This window comes from Tardiphaga sp. 285_C5_N1_2 (genome assembly GCF_052076065.1).
Classification (GTDB): Bacteria; Pseudomonadota; Alphaproteobacteria; order Rhizobiales; family Xanthobacteraceae; genus Tardiphaga; species Tardiphaga robiniae.
In genome coordinates this window covers 4,589,179-4,611,909 of the sequence record NZ_CP197241.1, presented here as the reverse complement: position 1 = coordinate 4,611,909, position 22,731 = coordinate 4,589,179, and the positions used below count along the sequence as shown (strand labels likewise).

General features: G+C 61.5%; 19 protein-coding genes. 18 read left to right on the top strand and 1 reads right to left on the bottom strand.

All coding sequences use genetic code 11. The features are described from left to right. The first annotated feature begins 43 nt into the window (after window positions 1-43). The 7 genes from AB7951_RS21745 to AB7951_RS21715 all read left to right on the top strand — a co-directional run bounded on the left by AB7951_RS21745 (window position 44) and on the right by AB7951_RS21715 (window position 7,270). Window positions 44-2,107, top strand: coding sequence for an elongation factor G (locus AB7951_RS21745; RefSeq protein WP_439068749.1), 2,064 nt, complete (start codon window positions 44-46; stop codon window positions 2,105-2,107). 11 nt (window positions 2,108-2,118) lie between these two features. After that, window positions 2,119-2,628, top strand: a complete 510-nt coding sequence (locus AB7951_RS21740; RefSeq protein WP_439068750.1) for a hypothetical protein — start codon at window positions 2,119-2,121, stop codon at window positions 2,626-2,628. Between the two features lie 64 nt (window positions 2,629-2,692). Then, entirely contained in the window at window positions 2,693-2,965 is a 273-nt protein-coding gene (locus tag AB7951_RS21735; RefSeq protein ID WP_068731217.1) for a helix-turn-helix domain-containing protein, read from the top strand. 49 nt (window positions 2,966-3,014) lie between these two features. After that, the gene (locus AB7951_RS21730) at window positions 3,015-4,754 is read left to right on the top strand and encodes a SulP family inorganic anion transporter (RefSeq protein ID WP_439068751.1); all 1,740 of its coding nucleotides are present in this window, start codon (window positions 3,015-3,017) and stop codon (window positions 4,752-4,754) included. Window positions 4,755-4,896: 142 nt separating this feature from the next. After that, window positions 4,897-5,742 carry a shikimate dehydrogenase gene (locus tag AB7951_RS21725; protein WP_439068752.1) on the top strand — a complete coding sequence of 282 codons (846 nt, stop codon included), beginning with the start codon at window positions 4,897-4,899 and terminating at the stop codon, window positions 5,740-5,742. Window positions 5,743-5,814: 72 nt separating this feature from the next. After that, entirely contained in the window at window positions 5,815-6,444 is a 630-nt protein-coding gene (locus tag AB7951_RS21720; RefSeq protein WP_184513867.1) for a hypothetical protein, read from the top strand. Between the two features lie 25 nt (window positions 6,445-6,469). After that, window positions 6,470-7,270, top strand: coding sequence for an alpha/beta hydrolase (locus AB7951_RS21715; protein ID WP_439068753.1), 801 nt, complete (start codon window positions 6,470-6,472; stop codon window positions 7,268-7,270). 7 nt (window positions 7,271-7,277) lie between these two features. Here the strand turns inward: AB7951_RS21715 and AB7951_RS21710 are convergent, their stop codons facing one another. Next, complete coding sequence (locus AB7951_RS21710; RefSeq protein ID WP_184513869.1) at window positions 7,278-8,417, bottom strand: alpha-hydroxy acid oxidase; 1,140 nt, start codon at window positions 8,415-8,417, stop codon at window positions 7,278-7,280. A gap of 123 nt (window positions 8,418-8,540) precedes the next feature. On the opposite strand from AB7951_RS21710, the gene AB7951_RS21705 reads away from it, so the two are divergent. The 11 genes from AB7951_RS21705 to AB7951_RS21655 all read left to right on the top strand — a co-directional run bounded on the left by AB7951_RS21705 (window position 8,541) and on the right by AB7951_RS21655 (window position 22,630). Beyond that, complete coding sequence (locus AB7951_RS21705) at window positions 8,541-8,738, top strand: hypothetical protein (RefSeq protein WP_141137017.1); 198 nt, start codon at window positions 8,541-8,543, stop codon at window positions 8,736-8,738. A gap of 250 nt (window positions 8,739-8,988) precedes the next feature. Next, window positions 8,989-10,335: a phosphoglucosamine mutase gene (gene glmM, locus AB7951_RS21700; protein WP_089261706.1), complete on the top strand. Its 1,347-nt coding sequence runs from the start codon at window positions 8,989-8,991 to the stop codon at window positions 10,333-10,335. Window positions 10,336-10,711: 376 nt separating this feature from the next. Continuing rightward, the gene (locus AB7951_RS21695) at window positions 10,712-11,581 is read left to right on the top strand and encodes an outer membrane protein (RefSeq protein ID WP_439062375.1); all 870 of its coding nucleotides are present in this window, start codon (window positions 10,712-10,714) and stop codon (window positions 11,579-11,581) included. Between the two features lie 154 nt (window positions 11,582-11,735). Further along, complete coding sequence (locus AB7951_RS21690; RefSeq protein WP_439062376.1) at window positions 11,736-12,572, top strand: outer membrane protein; 837 nt, start codon at window positions 11,736-11,738, stop codon at window positions 12,570-12,572. Between the two features lie 72 nt (window positions 12,573-12,644). After that, window positions 12,645-13,226 (top strand): glutathione S-transferase family protein, encoded by a 582-nt coding sequence (locus tag AB7951_RS21685; RefSeq protein ID WP_439062377.1) that lies wholly within the window; start codon window positions 12,645-12,647, stop codon window positions 13,224-13,226. Then, entirely contained in the window at window positions 13,223-13,687 is a 465-nt protein-coding gene (locus AB7951_RS21680; RefSeq protein ID WP_439062378.1) for a GNAT family N-acetyltransferase, read from the top strand. The genes AB7951_RS21685 and AB7951_RS21680 overlap by 4 nt, the downstream gene beginning before the upstream one ends. A gap of 219 nt (window positions 13,688-13,906) precedes the next feature. Then, the gene (locus tag AB7951_RS21675) at window positions 13,907-15,079 is read left to right on the top strand and encodes a phosphoserine transaminase (protein ID WP_120288634.1); all 1,173 of its coding nucleotides are present in this window, start codon (window positions 13,907-13,909) and stop codon (window positions 15,077-15,079) included. 233 nt (window positions 15,080-15,312) lie between these two features. After that, window positions 15,313-16,902: a phosphoglycerate dehydrogenase gene (gene serA, locus AB7951_RS21670; RefSeq protein WP_439062379.1), complete on the top strand. Its 1,590-nt coding sequence runs from the start codon at window positions 15,313-15,315 to the stop codon at window positions 16,900-16,902. Window positions 16,903-17,104: 202 nt separating this feature from the next. After that, window positions 17,105-18,784, top strand: coding sequence for a methyl-accepting chemotaxis protein (locus tag AB7951_RS21665; protein WP_439062380.1), 1,680 nt, complete (start codon window positions 17,105-17,107; stop codon window positions 18,782-18,784). A 292-nt stretch (window positions 18,785-19,076) separates the two neighbouring features. Continuing rightward, window positions 19,077-20,765: a cache domain-containing protein gene (locus AB7951_RS21660; protein WP_309947299.1), complete on the top strand. Its 1,689-nt coding sequence runs from the start codon at window positions 19,077-19,079 to the stop codon at window positions 20,763-20,765. A gap of 179 nt (window positions 20,766-20,944) precedes the next feature. Then, complete coding sequence (locus tag AB7951_RS21655; protein ID WP_093759290.1) at window positions 20,945-22,630, top strand: methyl-accepting chemotaxis protein; 1,686 nt, start codon at window positions 20,945-20,947, stop codon at window positions 22,628-22,630. The last annotated feature ends 101 nt before the right edge of the window (window positions 22,631-22,731 follow it).

Sequence of the window (22,731 nt, the reverse complement as noted above, 5' to 3'; positions counted from 1 at the left end):
CGCCGACCCAATCATGGGCCGAGCTCCACATGAGGAGGCGGCAATGGGACAAGACCTGAGAAGTCCCCGCGGTCCACAAGGCAATGCCGCAAAGTGCATTGCGCTGGTGGGCCCTTTCCAGAGCGGAAAAACCACACTGCTTGAAGCGATCATGGCCCGCACCGGGGCGATCCCGCGGGCCGGCAGCGTCGACAACGGCACCAGCATCGGCGATGCCAATGCGGAAGCCAGAGCCCACAAGATGGGCGTCGGCCTGACGGCTGCGACCACCACCTTCATGGGCGACAGCTACACATTCATCGACTGTCCGGGTTCGGTGGAATTCGCGCATGACATGCGCGCGGCATTACCCGCCGTCGATGCAGCCATCGTGGTTTGCGAGGCGGATGCGCGAAAATTGCCGCAGCTGCAATTGATCCTGCGCGAACTCGAAGACCTCGGCATTCCCAGATTTCTGTTTCTCAACAAGATCGACCGCGCCCACAAGCGCGTGCGCGAGACGCTGGCGACATTGCAGCCGGCCTCGCGCGTGCCGCTGGTGCTGCGGCAGATCCCGATCTGGAACGGCGATCTGGTCGCCGGTTTCGTCGATCTCGCGCTGGAGCGCGCTTTCGTCTATCGCGAGCACAAGGCGTCCGAAGTCATCAAGCTCGAAGGCGGCGATCTCGATCGGGAGAAGGAGGCGCGTTTCTCCATGCTGGAGAAGCTTGCGGATCATGACGACGCGCTGATGGAGCAGTTGCTTGACGACATCGCGCCGCCGGCCGACGCCGTGTTCGACGATCTCGCGCGCGAATTGCGCGAAGGTCTGATCTGTCCGGTGCTGCTGGGCTCGGCAATGCGCGAGAATGGCGTGCTGCGGCTGATGAAGGCGCTACGCCACGAGGCACCCGGCGTGGCCGAGACGGCCAAGCGCCTCGGCGTGACCGACAGCAAGGATGCGATCGGTTACGTGTTCAAGAGCAGCCATCTACAGCATGGCGGCAAGCTGTCTTACGCGCGCGTGCTGAGTGGTCATCTCGATGATGGCGCAACATTGCTGTCCTCGTCGGGCGAAAGCGGGCGTGTCTCCGGCATTCTTGCGGCGAGCGGCGGACATGACAGCAAGCGCGCATCGGCCGAAGCGGGCGAGACCGTCGCGCTCGGCAAGCTCGATCATGTCAGGACCGGCGACACGATCTCGACCGGCAAGACTGCGCCGGCCTCTGTCGTGAGTGTCATAGCTGCATCGCCCGTGCTGGCGATGGCGCTAGCGTCCGCCGATCGCAAGGACGACGTCAAGCTCGGGCAGGCGCTGTTGCGGCTGACCGAGGAAGATCCGTCGCTTGCGGTGGTCAATAATGCGCAGACCCATGACGTGGTGTTGTGGGGGCAGGGCGAGATGCATCTGCGCGTGGCGATGGAGCGCCTGCACGAACGCTTCGGCATTAACGTCAAATCGCATGCGCCGGTGATCGGCTATCAGGAGACCATCCGTAAACCGATCACCCTGCGCGGCAGGCACAAGAAACAGTCCGGCGGTCACGGCCAGTTTGGCGACGTTGTGCTGGAGATCGGCCCGTTGCCGCGCGGCGAGGGCTTTGCATTCCAGGAAAAGGTGGTCGGCGGCGCGGTGCCGCGCAACTACATTCCCGCGGTGCAGGAGGGCGTCGTCGACGGGTTGCAGCGTGGCCCGCTTGGTTTTCCTGTCATCGACGTGCAGGTGACGCTCACCGACGGGTCCTATCACAGCGTGGATTCTTCCGATCAGGCGTTCCGGACAGCTGCCCGGATCGGTTTCACCGAGGCGCTGCCGCAATGCCAACCGGTGCTGCTGGAGCCGATCCATACGGTGGAGATCGTCTGTCCCACCGAGGCCACGGCCAAGGTCAACGCCATCCTGTCAGGACGGCGCGGCCAGATCCTCGGCTTCGATACCCGTGACAACTGGCCGGGCTGGGACACGGTGCGCGCGATGTTGCCGGAAGCGGAGATCGGCGACCTGATCGTCGAGTTGCGCTCGGCCACCGCCGGTGCCGGCAGCTTCACCCGCAGTTTCGACCACATGGCCGAAGTCAGCGGTCGCGCCGCGGACCAGATCGTTGCAGCGCATCGGGTGGCGGCTTAGTACAGTGGCCCATGACGCTTGGACCGCGGGTTGTAATCATTGGCAATAGCGGCTCGGGCAAGAGCACGCTGGCGCGGCAGCTTGAAAGCCGCGTCGGCGGCGAACGCACAGATCTCGATCATATCCATTGGCTGGACAGGGTCGGTGTGAAGCGCGACGAGGGACAGGCCAAAGAACTGGTGGCCGCCCTTGTCGTGAAGTCGAACTGGATCATCGAAGGCGTTTACGGCTGGCTGGTCGAAGCGGCATTGCCGCGCGTCACAGCATTGATCTGGCTCGACATGAGCCCGGAGGTTTGTCGTGATAGCCTCGCTCTCCGGGGCCCCTGGGGTGGCGCGACGGCCGAGGAACATGCAGATTTTCTGGCTTGGGCCGAGGCCTACTGGCAGCGCAAAACGTCGAGTTCGTTCGCTGGCCACCTGGCGCTGTTCGACGACTTCGGCGGCGTCAAACGACGCCTGACATCGCGCGCCGCTGTCGCCCAGTTCGTGGCGATCATGGCGGCTTCGCCGATCAAGTGATGTTTTATACATCATTGAAGATATCTCACATATGATATAAGACTCGTGAAACTGGAAACCGCCCTTGATTACATCGTTTCAGATGCGGGCCGCCCGTGCGCTGCTGGGTATCGATCAAAAGCGGCTGGCCGAAATGGCCGGCGTTTCGCTACCGACCATCCAGCGCATGGAAGCGAGCGAAGGCAATGTCAGGGGCGTGGTGGATTCGCTGATCAAGGTGGTGGACGCGTTCAATCGCGCCGGCGTCGAATTGATCGGCGAACACACTCGCAGCGACTCCGGTGGCCGAGGTGTGCGTCTGAAGCAGCCCGGTCCGCCGCCTAAGGTGGATGGATAAAACTGGCAGATCGAGACGAGTCGCTGCGTGCGACAGAGGCGAGCCGAGTATGGGCATTTCTGGCGGGGGCATGCGGCGCCCACATCAGCCGACATTCGCGGAGCTGTTCACACCGAAACTGATCACGGTGCTGCGCGAAGGCTACAATCTTGCGGCATTTCGCGATGATGTGCTCGCCGGTCTGACGGTGGCGATCGTGGCGCTGCCGCTGTCGATGGCGATTGCCATCGCCTCGGGCGCATCACCTGACCGCGGGCTGATCACCGCCGTGATTGGCGGCTTCCTGGTCTCTGCGCTGGGTGGCAGCCGGTTTCAGATCGGCGGACCCGCCGGCGCCTTCATCGTGCTGGTGGCGGCCACGGTGAGCCGCAATGGCATCGACGGTCTTGTCCTCGCGACCATGCTCTCTGGCGTGTTCCTGATGGTGGCGGGCTATTTGAAGCTCGGCACTTACATCAAGTTCATTCCCTATCCGGTCACGGTGGGATTTACCGCCGGTATCGCCGTAATTATTTTCGCCAGCCAGATCAGGGATCTCCTCGGGCTCACACTCACCGGCAAGGAGCCTGGCGAACTGATCCCGAAGCTGCAGGTGCTCGGAAGTGCGATCCACACCGTCAACCTGTCGGCCGCTGCGATCACCATCGCGACCATTGCGATCATCCTTCTGCTCAAGAAGCTGCGGCCTTCCTGGCCGGGCATTCTGATCGCGGTTGCCGCAAGCGCGGTCGCGGCATGGTTCTTTGCGCTGCCGGTTGAAACCATCGGCACCAAGTTCGGCGGCATTCCGCAATCCTTTCCGCTGCCGTCGCTTCCCGCGATTTCCCTGGCAAAGCTGCAGGCCATTCTGCCGGACGCCATCTCCTTTGCGCTGCTGGGCGCGATTGAATCTTTGCTCTCAGCTGTCGTCGCTGACGGCATGACTGGCCGGCGGCATCGCTCCAATTGCGAACTGGTGGCGCAGGGCATCGCCAATATCGGCTCGGCGCTGTTCGGTGGAATCTGCGTGACCGGCACCATCGCGCGAACCGCCACCAATGTCCGCGCCGGCGCGCACGGCCCGATCTCGGGCATGCTGCATGCGGTATTCCTGCTGGTATTCATTCTCGTCGCGGCGCCATTGGCAAGTTACATTCCGCTGGCGGCGCTCGCCGCGGTGCTTGCCGTGGTCGCCTGGAACATGGCGGAGAAGCATGAATTCGCGACGTTACTGCGGTCATCATGGGGCGATGCTGCCGTGCTGTCGGCGACTTTCCTGCTAACGATCTTCCGCGATCTTACCGAGGGCATTGTGGTCGGCTTCGCGCTTGGCGCGATTCTGTTCATCAACCGCATGGCGCAAACAACCGGCATTGAGGCGGATAAGCCGCTGGTCGTGGCCGACAAGGCCGACGACGCCAATGGCGACCGAAAACCCTATGATCCCGGTCTCGCTGCCGATCCCGACGTCGTTGTCTATCGCATCACCGGCGCATTTTTCTTCGGCGCGGCCTCCACCATCGGATCTGTGCTCGAGGGCTTCTCAGATCGCCACAAGGCTTTTGTGATCGATTTTGCCGCGGTCCCCTTCCTGGATTCGACTGCTGCGAATGCGATCAAGGGCATTGCCGAGAAGGCAAAGCGACAAGGCGTCCGCGTCATTCTCACCGGCACCTCGCAGGGCGTGCGCCGGGCGCTGCTGACCCACGGCGCGCGACCGCCACTGGTCAAATACCGTGCTGATGTTGCAGTGGCCGTCAGCGAGATCAAGATCCGACGCGCTGCAGCGATCCAGGAGACGTCGAGCTGATGGCATCGGCAGTTGCTCGCAGCTGCAGTATTGATCGTCTGCATGATTGTCGGACTTGCTGTGCGCCGCAAAACTGTCTGATGATTAAGAGCCCCTGCATGATTTTTATGCTACGCACGCTTCCGCCTGAAGCGAAGGATGAATGATGCCGAACGAGACCACGCCCCGCGCCGCCTGTTTGATCGGCTGGCCTGCCGCGCATTCGCGCTCGCCGCTGATCCACCATCACTGGCTGCGCAGCATGGATATTCCGGGCGGTTACAGCATCGAGTCGATCCCGCCGGAAGGCGTAGCCGAATTCGTGATGAACCTCTCCAAGCACGGTTACATCGGCGCCAATGTCACGATCCCGCACAAGGAGCGTGTGCTGAAGCTGACCTCACCGGATCGCCGCGCGCGCGCGGTCGGGGCCGCCAACACGTTATGGTATGACCACGGCACGCTACGCGCGACCAATACGGATATCGAGGGCTTCATCGACAATCTCGATCATTGCGCGCACGACTGGGACCACGCCGACGACGCGCTGGTGCTCGGCGCGGGCGGTTCGTCGCGTGCAGTGGTGTTCGGATTGCTCGAACGCGGAATCAAACATGTCTATGTCGCCAATCGCAGTCTCGATCGCGCCGAGGCGATGGCCGCGCAATTCGGCTCGCAGGTGGTGCCGCTGGCGTGGGAGAATGTCGCCAGCATGTTGCCGCGCGCATCCTTGCTGGTGAACACCACGTCGCTCGGCATGGGCGGCCAGCCGCCATTGATCATCGACCTCGATCTGTTGCCTGACCAGGCGGTCGTCGCCGATCTCGTTTACGTGCCGCTCGACACCCCGCTGCTCGCCGCCGCCCGCGCGCGGGGCCTCCGCACCGCGGATGGACTCGGCATGTTGCTGTATCAGGCCGTGCGTGGCTTCGAATTGTGGTTCGGGCAGCGCCCCGACGTGACGCCGGAACTGCGTCGCCTCGTCGAGGTCGATCTCACAGTGGCGTGAGCGGGGAATAGCTATTTGGCCTTGGGGTTTCCATCTGCAGCGGTGGGCGCCGCCTTCAAAGGAAATTCCCCTATGGTTCAGATCGTATCGACTTCGGCTCGCTTGTTCGCGGGCTCACTTCTTGCTGGTTCATTGCTGATCTCCGCTGCATCGGCGCAGCAGCCGCAACCCCTACGCATCCGTGGTGCCATCGAAGCCGTCGACGGCGCGGTGCTGACGATCAAGACGCGCGACGGCGACGAGCGCAAAGTGAAGATGACGGACAATGTCACCGTCACCGGCATTGCCAGAACGACAATGGCCGAGGTGAAGCCCGGCTCCTATATCGGCGTGACCGGCATGCCGCAGGCCGATGGGTCGCAGAAGGCCATCGCGATCCATATCTTTCCAGAAGCGATGCGCGGCACCGGCGAAGGCTCGCGCCCGTGGGATCTGCGCCCCAACAGCAGCATGACCAATGCCACCGTCGATCAGAAGGTCCAGGCCTCCGATGGCCAGACGGTGACGGTGAAGTACAAGGACGGGGAAAAGAAAGTGACCGTGACGCCCGACACGCCGATCGTGACATTCGTGCCGGGCAACAAGGATGAACTCAAGCCTGGCGCGAAGATAATCATCATGGGCGCTACCAAGAAGGACGACGGCACCTTCGAGACGGCACGCGTCAATGTCGGGCTGGATGGGCTGACGCCGCCGATGTAAGAAATTCGAAACAGCGGAGAAGCTCTTGCGCAGGCCGTTCCTCACACCGTGCTTCATCCTCGCATTTCTGTTGTTGTCTGCGCCGCACTTCGCTGCTGCGCAGACACTTGCTCCGACAGAGCGCGTGCTGAACCTGCCTGTTCATGGCGGCGATCAGCAGCGCGCGCTCTACGTCAGTCCATCGCATCCACGCGCAACCATCGTGATGCTGCCCGGCGGAAGAGGTGATGTAGGCATCGCCCGGGATGGCGAAATAGCGCACGGTAACAACTTCGTCGTCCGTTCGCGCGTGCTCTGGAATGCTGCGGGTTTCGCGGTGCTGATCCCCGACGCCGTCGATAGTCAGAACTTGCGCGGGCTGCGCAGCTCGCCGCAATATGCAGCACTTGTGGGCGATCTCGTCGCTGCGGCTCACGCGCAGGCGCCGGGACCGGTCTTCCTGCTCGGGACCAGCCAAGGCTCGATTGCGGCGATGAACGGCGCAGCGAATCTGCGTGACGGTCAGATCGCAGGTATCGTGCTCACTGAGTCGGTGTCGCGCCCTGGTGGCAGCCACGAGACGGTGTTCGATGCGCATCCTGAACGAGTCAATGTGCCCGCACTCGTCGTTGCCAATTCAGACGATCGCTGCAATGTCGCACCGCCGGAAGACGCCGACAAGATCGCAGCAGCGATGAGTGGCGCGCCGCGCGTCGAGGTCCTCAGGGTCAGTGGCGGAGATCAGCGCTCGTCCACGGATTGCGGATCGCTGTCGCCGCACGGCTATTACGGCATCGAGCAAAAAGTCGTCGATACGATCGCCGCGTGGATCGACGCGGCGATCTGACGAGGCCTCACTGCACCAAAACGTGCCTGTCGATCTCGGCGATCGAATTCACGCCGCACAGGCCCATGGTCACGCTGAGTTCGTTGCGCAGGATGTCCAGCGCCTTGGTCACGCCGGGGCCGCCATAGGCGCCGAGACCGTAGATATAGGCGCGGCCGATCATGCAGGACTTGGCGCCGAGGGCGAGCGCACGCATCACGTCCTGCCCCGAGCGGATGCCGCTGTCGAACATCACTTCGATCTCCGAGCCGACGGCATCGGCGATCCCCGGTAATACCGAGATCGACGACGGCGCGCCGTCGAGCTGACGTCCGCCGTGGTTGGACACGACCATCGCCTGCGCGCCAACCTTCACGGCTTCGCGGGCATCCTCGATATCGTGAATGCCCTTGATCACGATCTTGCCGGGCCAGATGCTGCGGATCCAGTCGAGATCCTTCCAGTTCAATGACGCGTCGAATTGCGATGCTGTCCACTGCGCGACGGAGCCGAGATCGTCGGTGTTCTTCACGAAGCCGGCGATGTTGCCGAAGTTGCGCCGCTTGGCTTTCAGCGTGCGCACCAGCCAGCCGGGCTTGCTCATGAAATCGATCAGGTTCTTCACATTCAAGATCTGAGGCGGCACCGACAGGCCATTCTTGATGTCGGCATGACGCTGGCCGATCACCTGCAGATCGACGGTCAGCACCAGCGCGCTACACTTCGCCTTGATGGCGCGCTCGATCAATTCCTTGATGAAGCCGCGATCCTTCATGACATAGAGCTGAAACCAGAAAGGTTTTTCGACATTCTCGGCGACGTCTTCGATCGAATTGATCGACATCGTCGAGAGCGTATAGGGAATGCCCGCCGCCTGCGCCGCCCGGCAGGCGTGAATTTCGCCGTCGCCATATTGCAAGCCGGTGGAGCCGACCGGCGCGCAGATCAGCGGCATGGTGGCCTTCTCACCGAGGATGGTCGTCGAGGTGTCGCGATTGGCGATGTCGACCAGAATACGCTGGCGGAACTTCAGCTTCTGCAGATCCTCGCAATTGGCGCGGAACGTGTCTTCGCTATAGGAGCCATGGTCGACATAATCGAAGAACGCCTTCGGCACATTGCGCTTGTGCTCGAGGCGAAGATCTTCGATGCAGGTGATATGCTTCATGAGATGTCCCAGCCGTTCTTGTCTTTGCTTGTATTTGCTTGTTTCGGTGTCATCTAGCATGGTTAGGCGGTCCGCCATATCATCCTTGTCATTGGAATGTCGTCGAAATTGAAGGAGGCCAGAATGTCCGGCTCCAAGACAAATCCAGCAGGCCACGGGGCCGGCAAGGCTCCCGGCAAGGCAGCCGAGGACGAAGAAAAGCGACAGCTGGAAGTTGCGCTGGACGAAGGACTGGAGGAGACTTTTCCGGGCTCCGATCCGGTCAGTGTGACCCAGCCTGCCCATTCAAAGGCGGACGCGCATATCAAGCGAAAGGGCTGAGCGGGCCGGGTTCCGGTCAGCTGATGCTCCATCGAAGGCATTACATGAAAGGTAAGGTATATAAGTAATATCAATGGCTTGTCGTCGATCGCGTGCTCCGGGCCTTGGTAATGATTCATCATATTTTTTGAAGCGATTTTAGGGGCCGTAGCCTTATAAGTCCGTCACATATATGGCGCTGCCAATGGGTCAGTCGCCTGAGACAGGGTTTTGAGCCCTCGCGCAAGGCGCGAGGGCATTGGGGGTTACCATGAGCCGTAAATATTTCGGGACAGACGGCATTCGCGGCCGCGCCAATGGTCTGATCACGCCGGAACTGGCACTGAAGGTTGGGCAGGCCGCAGGTCTTGTGTTTCAGCGCGGCGAACATCGTCATCGTGTCGTGATCGGCAAGGACACCCGGTTGTCCGGCTACATGATCGAAAATGCCATGGTGGCAGGCTTCACGTCGGTCGGCATGGATGTGCTGCTGGTCGGGCCGATGCCGACGCCAGCCGTGGCGATGCTGACCAAGTCGATGCGCGCCGATCTCGGCGTGATGATTTCCGCATCGCACAATCTGTTCGAGGACAACGGCATCAAGCTGTTCGGACCGCTCGGCTACAAGCTGTCGGACGATGTCGAGAAGCAGATCGAGGAATTGCTCGACGAGAATCTCGACAAGAGACTGTCGCAGAGCGCCAGCCTCGGTCGGGCGCGCCGCATCGACGGGGTGCATGATCGTTACATCGAATTTGCCAAACGCACACTGCCGCGAAATCTCAGCCTCGATGGCTTGCGCGTCGTCATCGATTGCGCCCATGGCGCCGCCTACAAGGTGGCGCCGGAGGCGCTCTGGGAGCTCGGCGCGGACGTCATCTCCATCGGCGTCGAGCCGGACGGTTTCAACATCAACAAGGAATGCGGATCGACCGCACCGGAAGCGCTGAGCCGCAAGGTGCGCGAGATGCGCGCCGATATTGGCATTGCGCTGGATGGCGACGCCGATCGGCTGATCATGGTCGACGAGCGTGGCCATCTGGTCGATGGCGATCAGTTGCTCGCCGTTATCGCGCAGAGCTGGAAGGAAGACGGGCGGCTTGCCAAGCCGGGTATCGTCTCCACCGTGATGTCAAATCTCGGTCTGGAGCGCTTCCTGAAGGGGCAGGGCATCGACCTCATCCGCACGGCAGTGGGTGATCGCTATGTGCTCGAACAGATGCTGCAGCACGGCTACAATGTCGGCGGCGAACCCTCCGGCCATATCATCATGTCGGACCATGCGACGACAGGCGACGGTTTCGTAGCCGCGCTGCAGGTGCTGGCCGTGGTGACCAAGCTCGGTCGGCCGGTGTCGGAAGTTTGCCACCTGTTCGATCCGTTGCCGCAGATTCTGAAGAATGTGCGTTATCGCAGCGGCAAGCCGCTTGATGATGCAGAAGTGAAATCCACCATCGCTGCCGGCGAACAGCGCCTCAATGGTCATGGTCGTCTCCTGATCCGCCCGTCGGGTACGGAGCCAGTCATCCGCGTAATGGGAGAGGGCGATGACCGCGTGATGGTCGAGGAAGTGGTGGATTCCATCGTTGACGCGCTGGGCCACGCAGCCGCGGCGTAAGCTTCCTGTTCGTTCGCCCTGGCCAAGGCGCCAGCGCGCGATGCCTGCGAATTGACATGAAGAGCTGTCTTGTCCGAATATTTATCGGGTGAGGCGGCTCTTCCGCGTTTTGATAGTTCGCTCCAGGCAGGCAGGTAAGTCCTTGTTAACCTCTGGCGATGCCGCGGCGCATTGCAGCGCGGTTTGATAGCAAGACATTGTTAGTAACTGTGGCGACGCAGCGGCGTGATGGAATTTGCGTGCATTTTCGTCACCAAATATCAACCTTAAAAGTTAGGGTTAAGCGCCGCTTAAGGAGTTGGTGTCATCGTCCGTTTGTGAGTTCCGAGTGTGAGGCCTCCATTAGTTGCCTCTTTGGCCCAAAAGGACGAAGCCAATGCGTAGCGTTAAATTCATTCTGGCCGCGGGCGCGGCTTCCCTGATGTCGACCGCTGTTTTCGCCGCCGACATGCCCATTGCTCCACCGCCTCAGATGTATGCGCCGCCGCCGGTCGAAGATTTCGGTGGCTGGTACCTGCGCGGCGATATCGGTTTCAGCAACCAGCGCGTCAAGAACATCGAGATGGGTGACGGTCGCAACGCCAATCTCCTCTCGCTTCAGCAGACCACTGCCTTCGATACGGCTGGCATCTTCCAGCTCGGCGTCGGTTATCAGTTCAACAACTGGTTCCGCGGTGACGTCACCGGCCAGTATCGCGGCAATTCGAACTTCAAGGGCACCGATCACGTAACGTTCCCGTCGAGCGGCCTCGTTGGTACCGGCGTGAACAACTACAACGCCACCAAGTCCGAATGGGTGGTGATGGCCAATGGTTACGTCGATCTCGGCACCTGGTGGTGCGTGACCCCGTTCGTCGGCGCCGGCGTCGGCATGGCTCGTGTCAATATCGGGAACTACACGGATAACGGTGCGATCAATGTCGGTTCCGCCGGCGGCGTGCCCTTCATCGGCGGCCCGTTCCCGAGCTATGCCAGCGCACCGGCAGCATCGAAGTGGAACTTCGCATGGGCCCTGCACACGGGCCTGGCTTACAAGGTCAATCCGGCTATGACCGTCGAACTCGGCTACAGCTACATGAATCTCGGCGATGGCCAGACCGGGCCGGTCTCGACTTATGACGGCTTCACCCGCGGCGTGGCGATGCAGTTCAAAGACATCACCTCGCATGATCTGAAGCTCGGCGTGCGCTGGAACCTCGACAGCCCGCCGGCATATGCGCCGCCGCCGTTGATCCGCAAGGGCTAAAGCAAGCGCTGATCGCCTCAACTATCTTAAGAGACCTTAACGGCGCGGGAGCTTCCCGCGCCGTTTTGTTTTGCACGGGTAGTATCATCGCAACCAATGATTAAGGTTAACAGCGGATGATCGGGACAGTTCGGTGAGTTGAGGAATTGTCGTGATGCGTAGACTTCTGATCGCTGCAGCTCTGCTGGGCGTCGTGCAAACTGCTCAAGCGGCTGACATGCCGGATTTTCCGGTGCTCCGCGGTTCATTCCCCGAGGGACTGAGTTCAACACGCGCGATCTGGGACGGCTTCTATGTCGGCGGACAGGTCGGCTACGGATCAGGCGATACCAAATTCAAAGGCTCGAACTCCGACATGACGGGGAGCCTGGTGGCCAACACCTTGGTCGGCAGGGAAACGGGTGTCGCATCATGGCCGCTCAGTTTCACCAACCAGTCGGGCCATTCCGAGGTGTATGGCGGTTTCGCAGGTTACAACTCGCAGTGGGAAGACGTCGTAATCGGACTTGAGATGAGTTACGTTCATGGCAAGTTCGGCGGTGCATCTTCAGGCGATATGTCGCGATACAGCCTACTGTCAGATAATAATTATCATACGGTGACGTCGCGCGCGTCGAGTTCGATTAGCATCAGCGATATCGGCACATTCCGTGCTCGCGCCGGTTATGCTTTTGGCAACTTCCTGCCCTACGCCTTCGGTGGACTGGCGCTTGGCCAGGCTGACATCGTCCGGACGGCCTTTGTCGGCGATTTCGTCACCGCGGGGCCGGGATCGACGACGCCATCCAATCTGCTAGGGCGGCAACTCAACAACACCATCGAGGATGGCAAGTATAGCCACCTGATCTACGGCTATACCGCTGGTCTGGGCTTCGACATGGCGATCGTTGGTGGCCTGTTCCTGCGCGGTGAATGGGAATACATCCGTTTCACGTCTCAAGTAGATACCTCGATCAATACCGTCCGAGCCGGTATCGGCTATAAGTTCTGACATCCACCCCGCGCTCGCTTGACAAAGTGTAGCGCGGCTGCTGCTCTTTTGCTTCCGTACAGGGGAGCAACAATGAAGATCTACGGCGATCTGAATTCCGGCAATTGCCTCAAGGTGAAGTGGGTGAGCGATCACCTCAAACTTTCCTATACGTGGATTGATATCGATACGAGCAAGGGCGAGAGCCGGACGCCGGAGTTTCTGGCGCTTAACGGCGCCGGCCAGGTGCCGACCGTTGTGCTCGATGACGGCCGTCCGCTCGCGCAGTCCAATGCCATCATCCGCTATCTCGCCCGTGGCAGCGATCTGATCCCGACCGACGCCTATGATGCCGCCAAGATGGATGAATGGCTGTTCTGGGAACAATACAGCCACGAGCCCTATATCGCGGTGTGCCGCTATCAGATCGTCTATCTCGGCAGGGCGATTTCGGATCTCGATCCTGAGAAGCTCAAGCGCGGCTATTTCGCACTGGTGCGTATGGAGCATCACCTGACGACATCGCGTTTCCTTGTGGGAGATCGCGTCTCGCTGGCTGACGCATCGTTGCTGGCCTATACGCGCGTGGCCCATGAGGGGGGCTTCCATCTCGACGGTTACGCGTCGATCAGGCGCTGGATCGCCGACAGCGAGAAGGCATTGGGGCTCGTATGAGCACGAAGGTCGTACTGCGGCCGGCGCAGCGCCAGGACGTCGCTGCAATCGTGGCGATGTTGGCCGATGATGCGCTCGGCCGTGGCCGCGAGCGTATCGAGGATCCGCTGCCGCAATCTTATTACGCGGCCTTCGATAAACTCGCGCATGATCCAAATATCCGGTTGATGGTTGCAGAAGGCGGCGACGGCAGCGTGGTCGGATGCCTGCAGCTCTGCATCCTGCCGGGCTTGAGTTCGCAGGGCGCCTCGCGAGCGCTCATCGAGGATGTTCGTGTGTCGACGACGCTCCGCAGCCAGGGCATCGGCGAACAACTGGTGCGATGGGCCATTGGCGAGGCACGGGCGAGGGGATGCAAGCTCGTCGAGCTGTTGACGCACCAGACCCGGGTCGATGCCCAGCGATTCTACAAGCGACTCGGTTTCGCTGACAGTCATGTGGGCATGACGTTGCGGTTCTAGAACGCGTCATCATCATGTCGTCCGGCGGACGCCGCGCGGCGCCGTTCGTTGCAAGGCATCAGCAAAACCGGTGGTGGTACGCCGGGACGGGCGACGTCATCCGGCCATCAATCACGCGTGATAGCCCGGAAGTCGCTTGACGCTCCGGGTCGGTTCCCATATCCACGCCAGCGGGACACCTCCCCCCAACGGGAGGCTAGCTATCTGGAAGGATAGATTATGACTGCAGCGAAGCCTTCTTCGCGGCCCAACGTGCCGCATTTCTCCTCCGGCCCCTGCGCCAAGCGCCCCGGCTGGACCCCCGAAAAACTCACCGACGCAGCCCTTGGCCGTTCGCACCGTGCGAAGATCGGCAAGAACAAGCTCAAACTCGCGATCGATCTAACGCGTGAAGTGCTGGAAGTGCCAGCAGATTACCGCATCGGTATCGTGCCGGCATCGGATACGGGCGCTGTCGAGATGGCGCTGTGGTCGCTGCTCGGGCCGCGTCCCGTCACCACCATCGCCTGGGAATCCTTCGGCGAGGGCTGGGTCTCCGACATCGTCAAGGAGCTGAAGCTCAAGGACGTCACCAAGCTGCATGCCGGCTATGGCGAGCTTCCCGATCTGTCGAAGGCCGATCCGAATTCGGACATCGTCTTCACCTGGAACGGCACGACTTCGGGTGTGCGCGTGCCGAATGCCGACTGGATCAAGGCTGACCGCGAAGGCCTGACCATTTGCGACGCGACCTCGGCCGCTTTCGCGCAGCCGCTCGACTGGGCGAAGCTCGATGTTGTCACCTTCTCCTGGCAGAAGGCGCTCGGCGGCGAAGCCGCACATGGCATGCTGGTGCTGTCGCCGCGCGCTGTGGCGCGTCTGGAGAGCTACACGCCGCCGTGGCCGCTGCCGAAGATCTTCCGCATGACCAAGGGCGGCAAGTTGAATGAAGGCATCTTCGTCGGTGAGACCATCAACACGCCGTCGATGCTGTGTGTCGAGGACTATCTCGATGCGCTCGGCTGGGCCAAGTCGGTTGGCGGCCTCAAGGCGCTGATTGCGCGTGCCGATGCCAACACCAAGGCGCTCGCCGACTGGAAAGCGAAGACGCCGTGGATCGACTTCCTGGCAGCTGATCCGGCGATCCGCTCCAACACGTCGGTGTGCATGAAGGTGATCGATCCCGCGATCACCGCGCTATCGCCGGACGCGCAGGCTGACTTCGCCAAGAAACTGGTCGCGGCTGTCGAGAAGGAAAATGCCGGTTTCGACTTCGCGCATTATCGCGATGCGCCGGCTGGCCTGCGCATCTGGTGCGGTGCCACAGTTGAAGCCAAGGACGTCCAAATCCTCACGCAGTGGATCGACTGGGCCTTTGCCGAGACCAAGGCTTCGCTCGCCAAGGCGGCGTAGTTGCTCTTAACCTCTCCCCGCCTATCACAGCTTCGCTGTGCGCGGGCGGGGAGAGGTCGGACATCGCGCGAGCGCGATGTCCGGGTGAGGGGCATGGCACTCAACTCTCCTCACTCCTGCATTCTCGGGTCGAAAGCGGCCCCTCATCCCGACCTTCTCCCCGTAAGAACGGGGAGAAGGAGCCTGCTGCGTTTGTCGCGCCTACACCGGCTCCCATTTCGAGGATCACATCCATGACCGCCCCCAAAGTTCTCATTTCCGACGCTCTCTCTCCCGCCGCCGTGCAGATCTTTCGGGATCGCGGCATCGATGTCGACTTCCAGCCGAACCTCGGCAAGGACAAGGACAAGCTCGCCGAGATCATCGGCAACTATGACGGCCTCGCCATCCGCTCGGCCACCAAGGCGACCGCGAAGATCCTTGAAAAGGCGACGCGCCTGAAGGTGATCGGCCGCGCCGGCATCGGCGTCGACAATGTCGAAATTCCCGCGGCGACCGCCAAGGGCATCATCGTGATGAACACGCCGTTCGGCAATTCGATCACCACCGCCGAACATGCGATCACACTGATGCTCTCGCTCGCCCGCGAGATCCCGCAGGCCGATGCGTCGACGCAGGCCGGCAAGTGGGAGAAGAACCGCTTCATGGGTGTCGAGATCACCGGCAAGACGCTGGGCGTGATCGGTTGCGGCAATATCGGCGCCATTGCCGCCGACCGCGCGCTCGGCCTGCGCATGAAGGTCATTGCCTTCGATCCGTTCCTGTCGCCGGAGCGTGCCAAGGACATCGGCGTTGAGAAGGTCGAGCTCGACGACCTCCTCAAGCGCGCCGACTTCATCACGCTACATACGCCGCTCACCGAGAAGACGAAGAACATCATCGATGCCGCTGCCATCGCCAAGATGAAGCCCGGCGTGCGCATCATCAACTGTGCCCGCGGCGGTCTGGTCGATGAGCAAGCGCTGGTCGATGCGCTGAATAGCAAGCATGTCGCCGGCGCTGCCTTCGACGTGTTCGTCGAGGAGCCGGCCACCAAGAACGTGCTGTTCGGCCATCCCAATGTGATCTGCACGCCGCATTTGGGCGCATCGACCACCGAAGCGCAGGAGAACGTCGCTTTGCAAGTCGCCGAGCAGATGTCGGATTATCTGTTGTCGGGCGCGATCTCAAACGCGGTCAACTTCCCGTCGATCACCGCGGAAGAAGCACCGAAGCTGAAGCCGTTCATCGAACTCGCCGAGAAGCTTGGCTCGTTCGCGGGCCAGCTCACCGAGACCGGCATTGCCAAGGTGCAGATCACCTATGAAGGCGCGGTGGCCGAAATGAAGATCAAGGCCTTGACCTCTGCAGCACTGAGCGGGTTGCTGCGGCCGATGCTCGGCGACGTCAACGTCGTCTCCGCGCCGGCCGTTGCCAAGGAGCGCGGCATGATAGTCGATGAAGTGGTGCGCGCGGCGCAGAGCGATTACGAAAGCCTGATCACCGTTACGGTTATCACCGAACGGCAGGAACGCTCGGTGTCCGGCACCGTCTATCATGACGGCAAGCCGCGGCTGGTTGATATCAAGGGTATCCGCGTCGATGCCGAATTCGGGAAGTCGATGATCTATGTCACCAACGAGGACAAGCCGGGCTTCATCGGAAAGTTCGCCTCGCTGCTCGGCGATGCCAAGGTCAACATCGCAACCTTCCATCTCGGCCGCAACGAGCAGGGCGGTGACGCCATTGCGCTGGTGGAGATCGACGGCGTTGTGCCGGCCGATGTGCTGAGCAAGGTGCAGGCGCTGCCGCAGGTGAAACAGGCCAAGGCGCTGACATTCTGAGTGTCTCTTACCCGAACTGACATTGCCGAAATCCCCGTCCGAAAGGCGGGGATTTTTTCGTTTTGCGGAAAATGTTCACATTCAGGTCGGCGCGGCAGGTTTGCCCCCGCCCCACACGTGTAAGGATTTGGGAACACTACCCCGATACATTTTACTCCGAGGAATCAGCGATCGAAAATCGCACGCCCGGGGGAATACAGCCGTGAAGCTCGCCAATATCCGTATTACGTACAAGCTCGTCGTTCTGGTGGCCGTCACCATGATCGGCCTCTGCGCCGCGGGCATTCTGGCCGCCTATATGGTCAAGAGCGAGATGCTCTCTGCGCGAACCGAGCAGCTGAAGTCGATCGTCGAAATCGGAACCAATGTAGCGGCCAGCATCCAGAAGGATGTCGCAGCAGGCAAGCTCACCAAGGAAGCCGCGACCGCCGAGCTGGTACGCCGCATCGAGCCGATGACCTATGACAACGGCAACTATCTGTTCATCTACACGATGGACGGTGAAGTGGTTCATCTGCCGGGCTTCAAGGCGGGATCCAACCGGCTCGACGTCAAGGTTAGCGGCGTAGCCATTACGCGTGAATTCCGCGACGGCGTCGCAGCCAACGGCACCAAGATTCTGACCTACGAATTCCAGAAGCCCAATGAGCAGGTCCCGTCGCGCAAGATGGGTTATGCCGCGGCGCTTCCCGGCTGGAACATGTTCATTGCCACCGGCGCCTATCTCGATGACCTCGACGCTCATCTGAAACCGATCATCTGGGCGCTCGGCCTGGTCATGCTGGCCATTGCCGCAGTGGCGGGTGCGATCGCGTGGCTGATCGGCCGTAGCATCACCAAGCCGCTCGGCATGCTGGGATCGCGCATGGAGTCGCTCGCCAATGGTGCGCTGGATGAGGAAATTCCCGGCGTTGGCCGTAGCGATGAAGTCGGTGCGATGGCCAAGACGGTTCAGGTGTTCAAGGACAATGCGCTGCGTATCCGCTCGCTGGAACAGGTCGAGGCGGATGCGCAGGGCCGTATCGCCGCGGAGCGCCGCGCCGCCATGGAGGCGATGGCCACGGATTTCGAGCGCAGCGTGACGGGTATCGTCCGCTCGGTCTCCACCGCCGCAGTCGGTATGCAGAGCACCGCGCAGTCGATGACGGCGACGGCAAGCGATGCAAGCTCGCGCGCCGCGACGGTCAGCGCAGCTTCGACGCGCTCGTCCGACAATGTCAGCACGGTTGCGGCGGCTGCGGAGGAATTGTCGGCGTCAGTCAGTGAAGTGCTGCGTCAGGTATCGGCTTCCAGCGAGATCGCCAGCAAGGCGGTAGGCGATGCCGAGCGCACCAATGCGACTGTTCAGATCCTGTCGAGCGGCGCTGAGAAGATCGGCGAAGTCGTGCAGCTGATCCACAGCATTGCCTCCCAGACCAATCTGCTGGCGCTGAACGCGACCATCGAAGCCGCACGTGCCGGCGAGTCCGGCCGCGGTTTTGCGGTGGTGGCATCGGAAGTGAAGGCGCTGGCCAGTCAGACTGCCAAGGCCACCGAGGAAATCTCGGCGCAGGTTGCCGCCATGCAGGCATCGACCAGCGAGGCCGTTGCATCGATCGGCGCCATCACCGGGACCATCGCCCAGATGAGCCAGATCACCAACACGATCTCTGTGGCGGTGGAGCAGCAGGGCACGGCGACGCAGGAAATCGCGCGCAACATTCAGTCGGTGTCGGCCGGCGCGAATGAGATCAGCAATCATATCGGCGGCGTCAGCAGCGCAGCCGAGGCCACCGGTTCGGCGGCGTCACAGGTGCTGTCGAATGCAAAGGAGCTGGAGAGCCAGTCCGGCATGCTGCGCACCGCCGTGGATGAATTCCTCGCCAAGGTGAGAGCAGCCTGAGTCAAATCCTTCCCCGAGCGCGGCTTAGCTGCGCTCGGGGAGCTACAGGGCTGGGACTTGCCTGAACTATTGAGTTTCGGCCGCTGCGTCGTATCGCTGCACCACCAAATTTAAATCTGCACAATGATAGTTTATAGTGGTGCGCAGCTACCTGTAGCGCGACTTTTGGTGCATTCGAGGTAACCTATAACCGCGGTTGCAAAAACGGAACTACACACCACTTCACGAACTCGAAACTACACCCTGCGATGGTGACTCGCTTATTTCAGCGCGCCTTACAGGGATACTTCCCATGAATCGTTTGAAAATTTCGATCGGCCTTCGCCTCTACAGCATCATTGGCTTGAGCTTTCTTGGCCTCGCCGGGCTGGCCTGGATGCAGCTGAACACCCTTGGCGACTCCCTCAAGCAGCAGCGCCAGAGCGAATTGACCCATCTTACGGAGCTGGCGCTCGGCATCGCGCAGGAAGAATACGCGACGATTCAGCGTAGCGGCGTGTCGGACGAGGCCGCGCGCAAGACCGCAGCAGCGCGTATCGGCAAACTGCGTTACGGCAATGGCGATTACTTCTGGATCAACGACCTGCAGCCGCGCATGGTGATGCATCCGATCAAGCCCGAGATGAACGGCAGCGATCTCTCCGGCAACAAGGACCCGAACGGCAAGCGGCTGTTTGTCGAATTCGCCGATGTCGTGAAGAAGCAGAAGGCCGGCTTCGTCGATTATCTTTGGCCGAAACCCGGCAAGGACGCACCGCAGCCGAAGCTCTCTTATGTCGTCGGTTTCGAGCCCTGGGGTTGGGTCATCGGTACCGGCGTCTATATCGACGACTTGCAGGTACAGCTCTGGGAGAGTGCGCGCACCGTGATGATCGCGGCACTCGCGGTCATTGTCATTCTCGGCGCGCTTGCCTGGATGATTGGCCGCAGCATCACCATCCCGCTTCGCCGGCTCGGCGCGCGCATGCGCGGTCTCGCCGATGGCGCGCTGGATGAAGCGATCCCCGACGTCGACCGCGGCGACGAGATCGGCGCCATGGCCGCAACGGTTCAGGTGTTCAAGGACAACGCGGTGCGCATTCGCGGGCTCGACAAGATCGAGGTGGAATCGCAGGCCCGTGCTGCTGCCGAACGCCGTGCGACGATGGAAAGCCTCGCCGATGATTTCGAGCGCAGCGTCAACGGCATCGTCCGTTCCGTCTCCACCGCCGCGGCCGGTATGCAGAGTACCGCGCAGTCGATGACGGCGACAGCAAGCGACGCGAGCTCGCGCGCATCGACGGTCGGTGCGGCATCAGCGCGCTCATCTGACAATGTCAGCACGGTTGCCGCAGCGGCCGAAGAACTATCGGCATCGGTCAGCGAAGTGCTGCGTCAGGTCGCAGCCTCCAGCGATATCGCCAGCAAGGCCGTGGGCGATGCGGAGCGCACCAATGCGACGGTGCAGCAGCTCTCCAGCGGCGCCGAGAAGATTGGCGAGGTCGTGCAGCTGATCCACAACATCGCCTCGCAGACCAATCTGCTTGCGCTGAACGCAACCATCGAAGCGGCACGCGCCGGTGAATCCGGCCGTGGCTTTGCGGTCGTCGCGTCGGAAGTGAAGGCACTGGCGAGCCAGACGGCCAAGGCGACCGAGGAAATCTCCGCGCAGGTTGCAGCGATGCAGGCGTCGACGCAGGAGGCTGTCAACTCGATCAACGCCATCACCGGCACGATCGCGCAGATGAGCCAGATCACCACGACGATCTCGGCGGCAGTGGAAGAGCAAGGTTCGGCCACGCAGGAGATCGCGCGCAACATCCAGTCGGTTGCCGCTGGCTCGAGCGAGGTCAGCGCTCATATCGGCGGCGTCAGCGCAGCGGCGGAAGCAACGGGGCAGGCGGCAGGCATGGTGCTGTCGAATGCGAAGGAGCTGGACGGCCAGTCGAGCATCCTGCGCAAGGCGGTGGATGAATTCCTCGCGAAGGTTCGCGCAGCGTAGAGCCTTTCCTCTTCTCTCGCGGAGAGCGAGCTCTTGTAGCGCTGCAATCGTTGCTCATCATCAAGTATCACAGGCTCGATGATTTGCGGGTTTGGTTTGTAAAGAACAAAAAAAGGTCTGTTCGGTATTCTTCTCCTCAATTGGTATTTGCACCCGCGACCTTTTTTGGAGAACTCATTGTGAAGATAAGTAATCTGACGATCACGCCCAAGCTAGGTATTCTGGTGGGTGTCATGTTGCTTGGTCTGTGCGCGTCTGGCGTTCTCGCGGGATATTTCGTTCAGCGCGAGATGATGACCTCAAGGATCGAGGAGCTGCGCCACTTCGTCGATGCCGCGCGCAGCGTGGCAATCGGATTGCAAAAACAAGTCGACGCCGGCCAGCTCACCAAGGAAGCCGCGATGGCTGAATTCGGTCGTCGTGCAAATACGATGACCTACGACAACGGCGCGGGCTACCTGTTTGGCTCCATGATGGACGGCGTGACGGTGTTGTCGCCGGATGCCAAGCAGATCGGTCAGAACCGTCTCGATGTGGTGACCAATGGCAAGGCGATCGGTCGCGAGTGGCGCGACAGTGTTGCTGCCAAAGGCGAGCACACGATGTTTTATGACTACGTCAAACCTGGCCAGACGGAGCCGCTGCGCAAGGTTGCTTATGCCGCTGCGATCCCCGGATGGAACATGTATGTGGGCGCCGGAGCCTATCTGGAAGACCTCGACGCCAGGTTGAAGCCGATCGTCTGGGCGCTCGGTTTGGCGATCCTTGCTATTGGTGCGGTCGCGGGCGGCATCGCCTGGATGATCGGTCGCAGCATCAGCCGCCCGCTCGGTCAGCTCGGTGCGCGGATGCGCACGCTGGCCGATGGCGCGCTCGAAGACGACATTCCCGGGACCGGGCGCGGCGATGAGATCGGTGCGATGGCATCGACCGTTCAGGTCTTCAAGGACAATGCGGTCCGGATCCGCGGGCTCGACAAGATCGAAGCCGAGACGCAGGCGCGCGCGTCTGCCGAGCGTCGTTCGACCATGGAGAGCATCGCCGATGATTTCGAACGCAGCGTCAACGGGATTGTTCGTTCGGTATCGACGGCAGCGGCAGGGATGCAGACCACCGCGCAATCCATGACGGCGACCGCCAGCGATGCCAGTTCGCGTGCATCGACGGTCGGCGCCGCGTCGGAGCGGTCGTCGGACAATGTCAGCACGGTTGCAGCTGCCGCCGAGGAATTGTCGGCTTCGGTCAGCGAAGTCTTGCGGCAGGTCTCGCAGTCGAGCCAAATTGCCAGCAAGGCAGTCGGCGATGCGGAGCGCACCAATGCGACCGTTCAGCTGCTGTCCAGCGGCGCGGAGAAGATCGGCGAAGTGGTTCAGTTGATCCACAGCATCGCCTCCCAGACCAATCTGCTCGCGCTGAATGCGACCATCGAAGCGGCGCGCGCCGGCGAGTCCGGCCGCGGCTTTGCGGTCGTCGCCTCTGAAGTGAAGGCATTGGCGAGCCAGACCGCCAAGGCTACCGAAGAGATCTCCGCCCAGGTCGCCGCCATGCAGGCGTCCACCAGCGAAGCCGTGCTTTCGATCAGCGCCATTACAGGCACCATTGCGCAGATGAGCGAGATCACCACCAGCATCTCCACGGCCGTCCAGGAGCAGGGCGAGGCCACGCGGGAAATCGCGCGCAACATTCAGTCGGTCGCGGCGGGCTCCAGTGAAATCAGCGAACATATCGGCGGCGTCAGCAGCGCAGCAGAAGCGACCGGGACGGCGGCCTCGCAGGTGTTGTCGAATGCCAGGGAGCTCGACACCCAGTCCGGCATGTTACGAACGGCTGTGGACGAGTTCCTGACCAAGGTGCGTGCTGCGTAGAGGCTCTACTTTCCCTCTCCCACAAGGGGGGAGGGAAAGTAGATCAAGCCCGGATGCAAAAAGCCCTCCCTTGCGGGAGGGCTTTCGTCGTTCAGGCTGAT

Bases quoted from the DNA above. Each gene is read 5' to 3' on its own strand.
- AB7951_RS21745 (WP_439068749.1), top strand. From the start codon at position 44: ATGGGACAAGACCTGAGAAGTCCCCGCGGTCCACAAGGCAATGCCGCA.
- AB7951_RS21740 (WP_439068750.1), top strand. From the start codon at position 2,119: ATGACGCTTGGACCGCGGGTTGTAATCATTGGCAATAGCGGCTCGGGC.
- AB7951_RS21730 (WP_439068751.1), top strand. From the start codon at position 3,015: ATGGGCATTTCTGGCGGGGGCATGCGGCGCCCACATCAGCCGACATTC.
- AB7951_RS21725 (WP_439068752.1), top strand. From the start codon at position 4,897: ATGATGCCGAACGAGACCACGCCCCGCGCCGCCTGTTTGATCGGCTGG.
- AB7951_RS21720 (WP_184513867.1), top strand. From the start codon at position 5,815: ATGGTTCAGATCGTATCGACTTCGGCTCGCTTGTTCGCGGGCTCACTT.
- AB7951_RS21710 (WP_184513869.1), bottom strand. From the start codon at position 8,417: ATGAAGCATATCACCTGCATCGAAGATCTTCGCCTCGAGCACAAGCGC.
- AB7951_RS21705 (WP_141137017.1), top strand. From the start codon at position 8,541: ATGTCCGGCTCCAAGACAAATCCAGCAGGCCACGGGGCCGGCAAGGCT.
- glmM (WP_089261706.1), top strand. From the start codon at position 8,989: ATGAGCCGTAAATATTTCGGGACAGACGGCATTCGCGGCCGCGCCAAT.
- AB7951_RS21695 (WP_439062375.1), top strand. From the start codon at position 10,712: ATGCGTAGCGTTAAATTCATTCTGGCCGCGGGCGCGGCTTCCCTGATG.
- AB7951_RS21690 (WP_439062376.1), top strand. From the start codon at position 11,736: ATGCGTAGACTTCTGATCGCTGCAGCTCTGCTGGGCGTCGTGCAAACT.
- AB7951_RS21685 (WP_439062377.1), top strand. From the start codon at position 12,645: ATGAAGATCTACGGCGATCTGAATTCCGGCAATTGCCTCAAGGTGAAG.
- AB7951_RS21680 (WP_439062378.1), top strand. From the start codon at position 13,223: ATGAGCACGAAGGTCGTACTGCGGCCGGCGCAGCGCCAGGACGTCGCT.
- AB7951_RS21675 (WP_120288634.1), top strand. From the start codon at position 13,907: ATGACTGCAGCGAAGCCTTCTTCGCGGCCCAACGTGCCGCATTTCTCC.
- serA (WP_439062379.1), top strand. From the start codon at position 15,313: ATGACCGCCCCCAAAGTTCTCATTTCCGACGCTCTCTCTCCCGCCGCC.
- AB7951_RS21660 (WP_309947299.1), top strand. From the start codon at position 19,077: ATGAATCGTTTGAAAATTTCGATCGGCCTTCGCCTCTACAGCATCATT.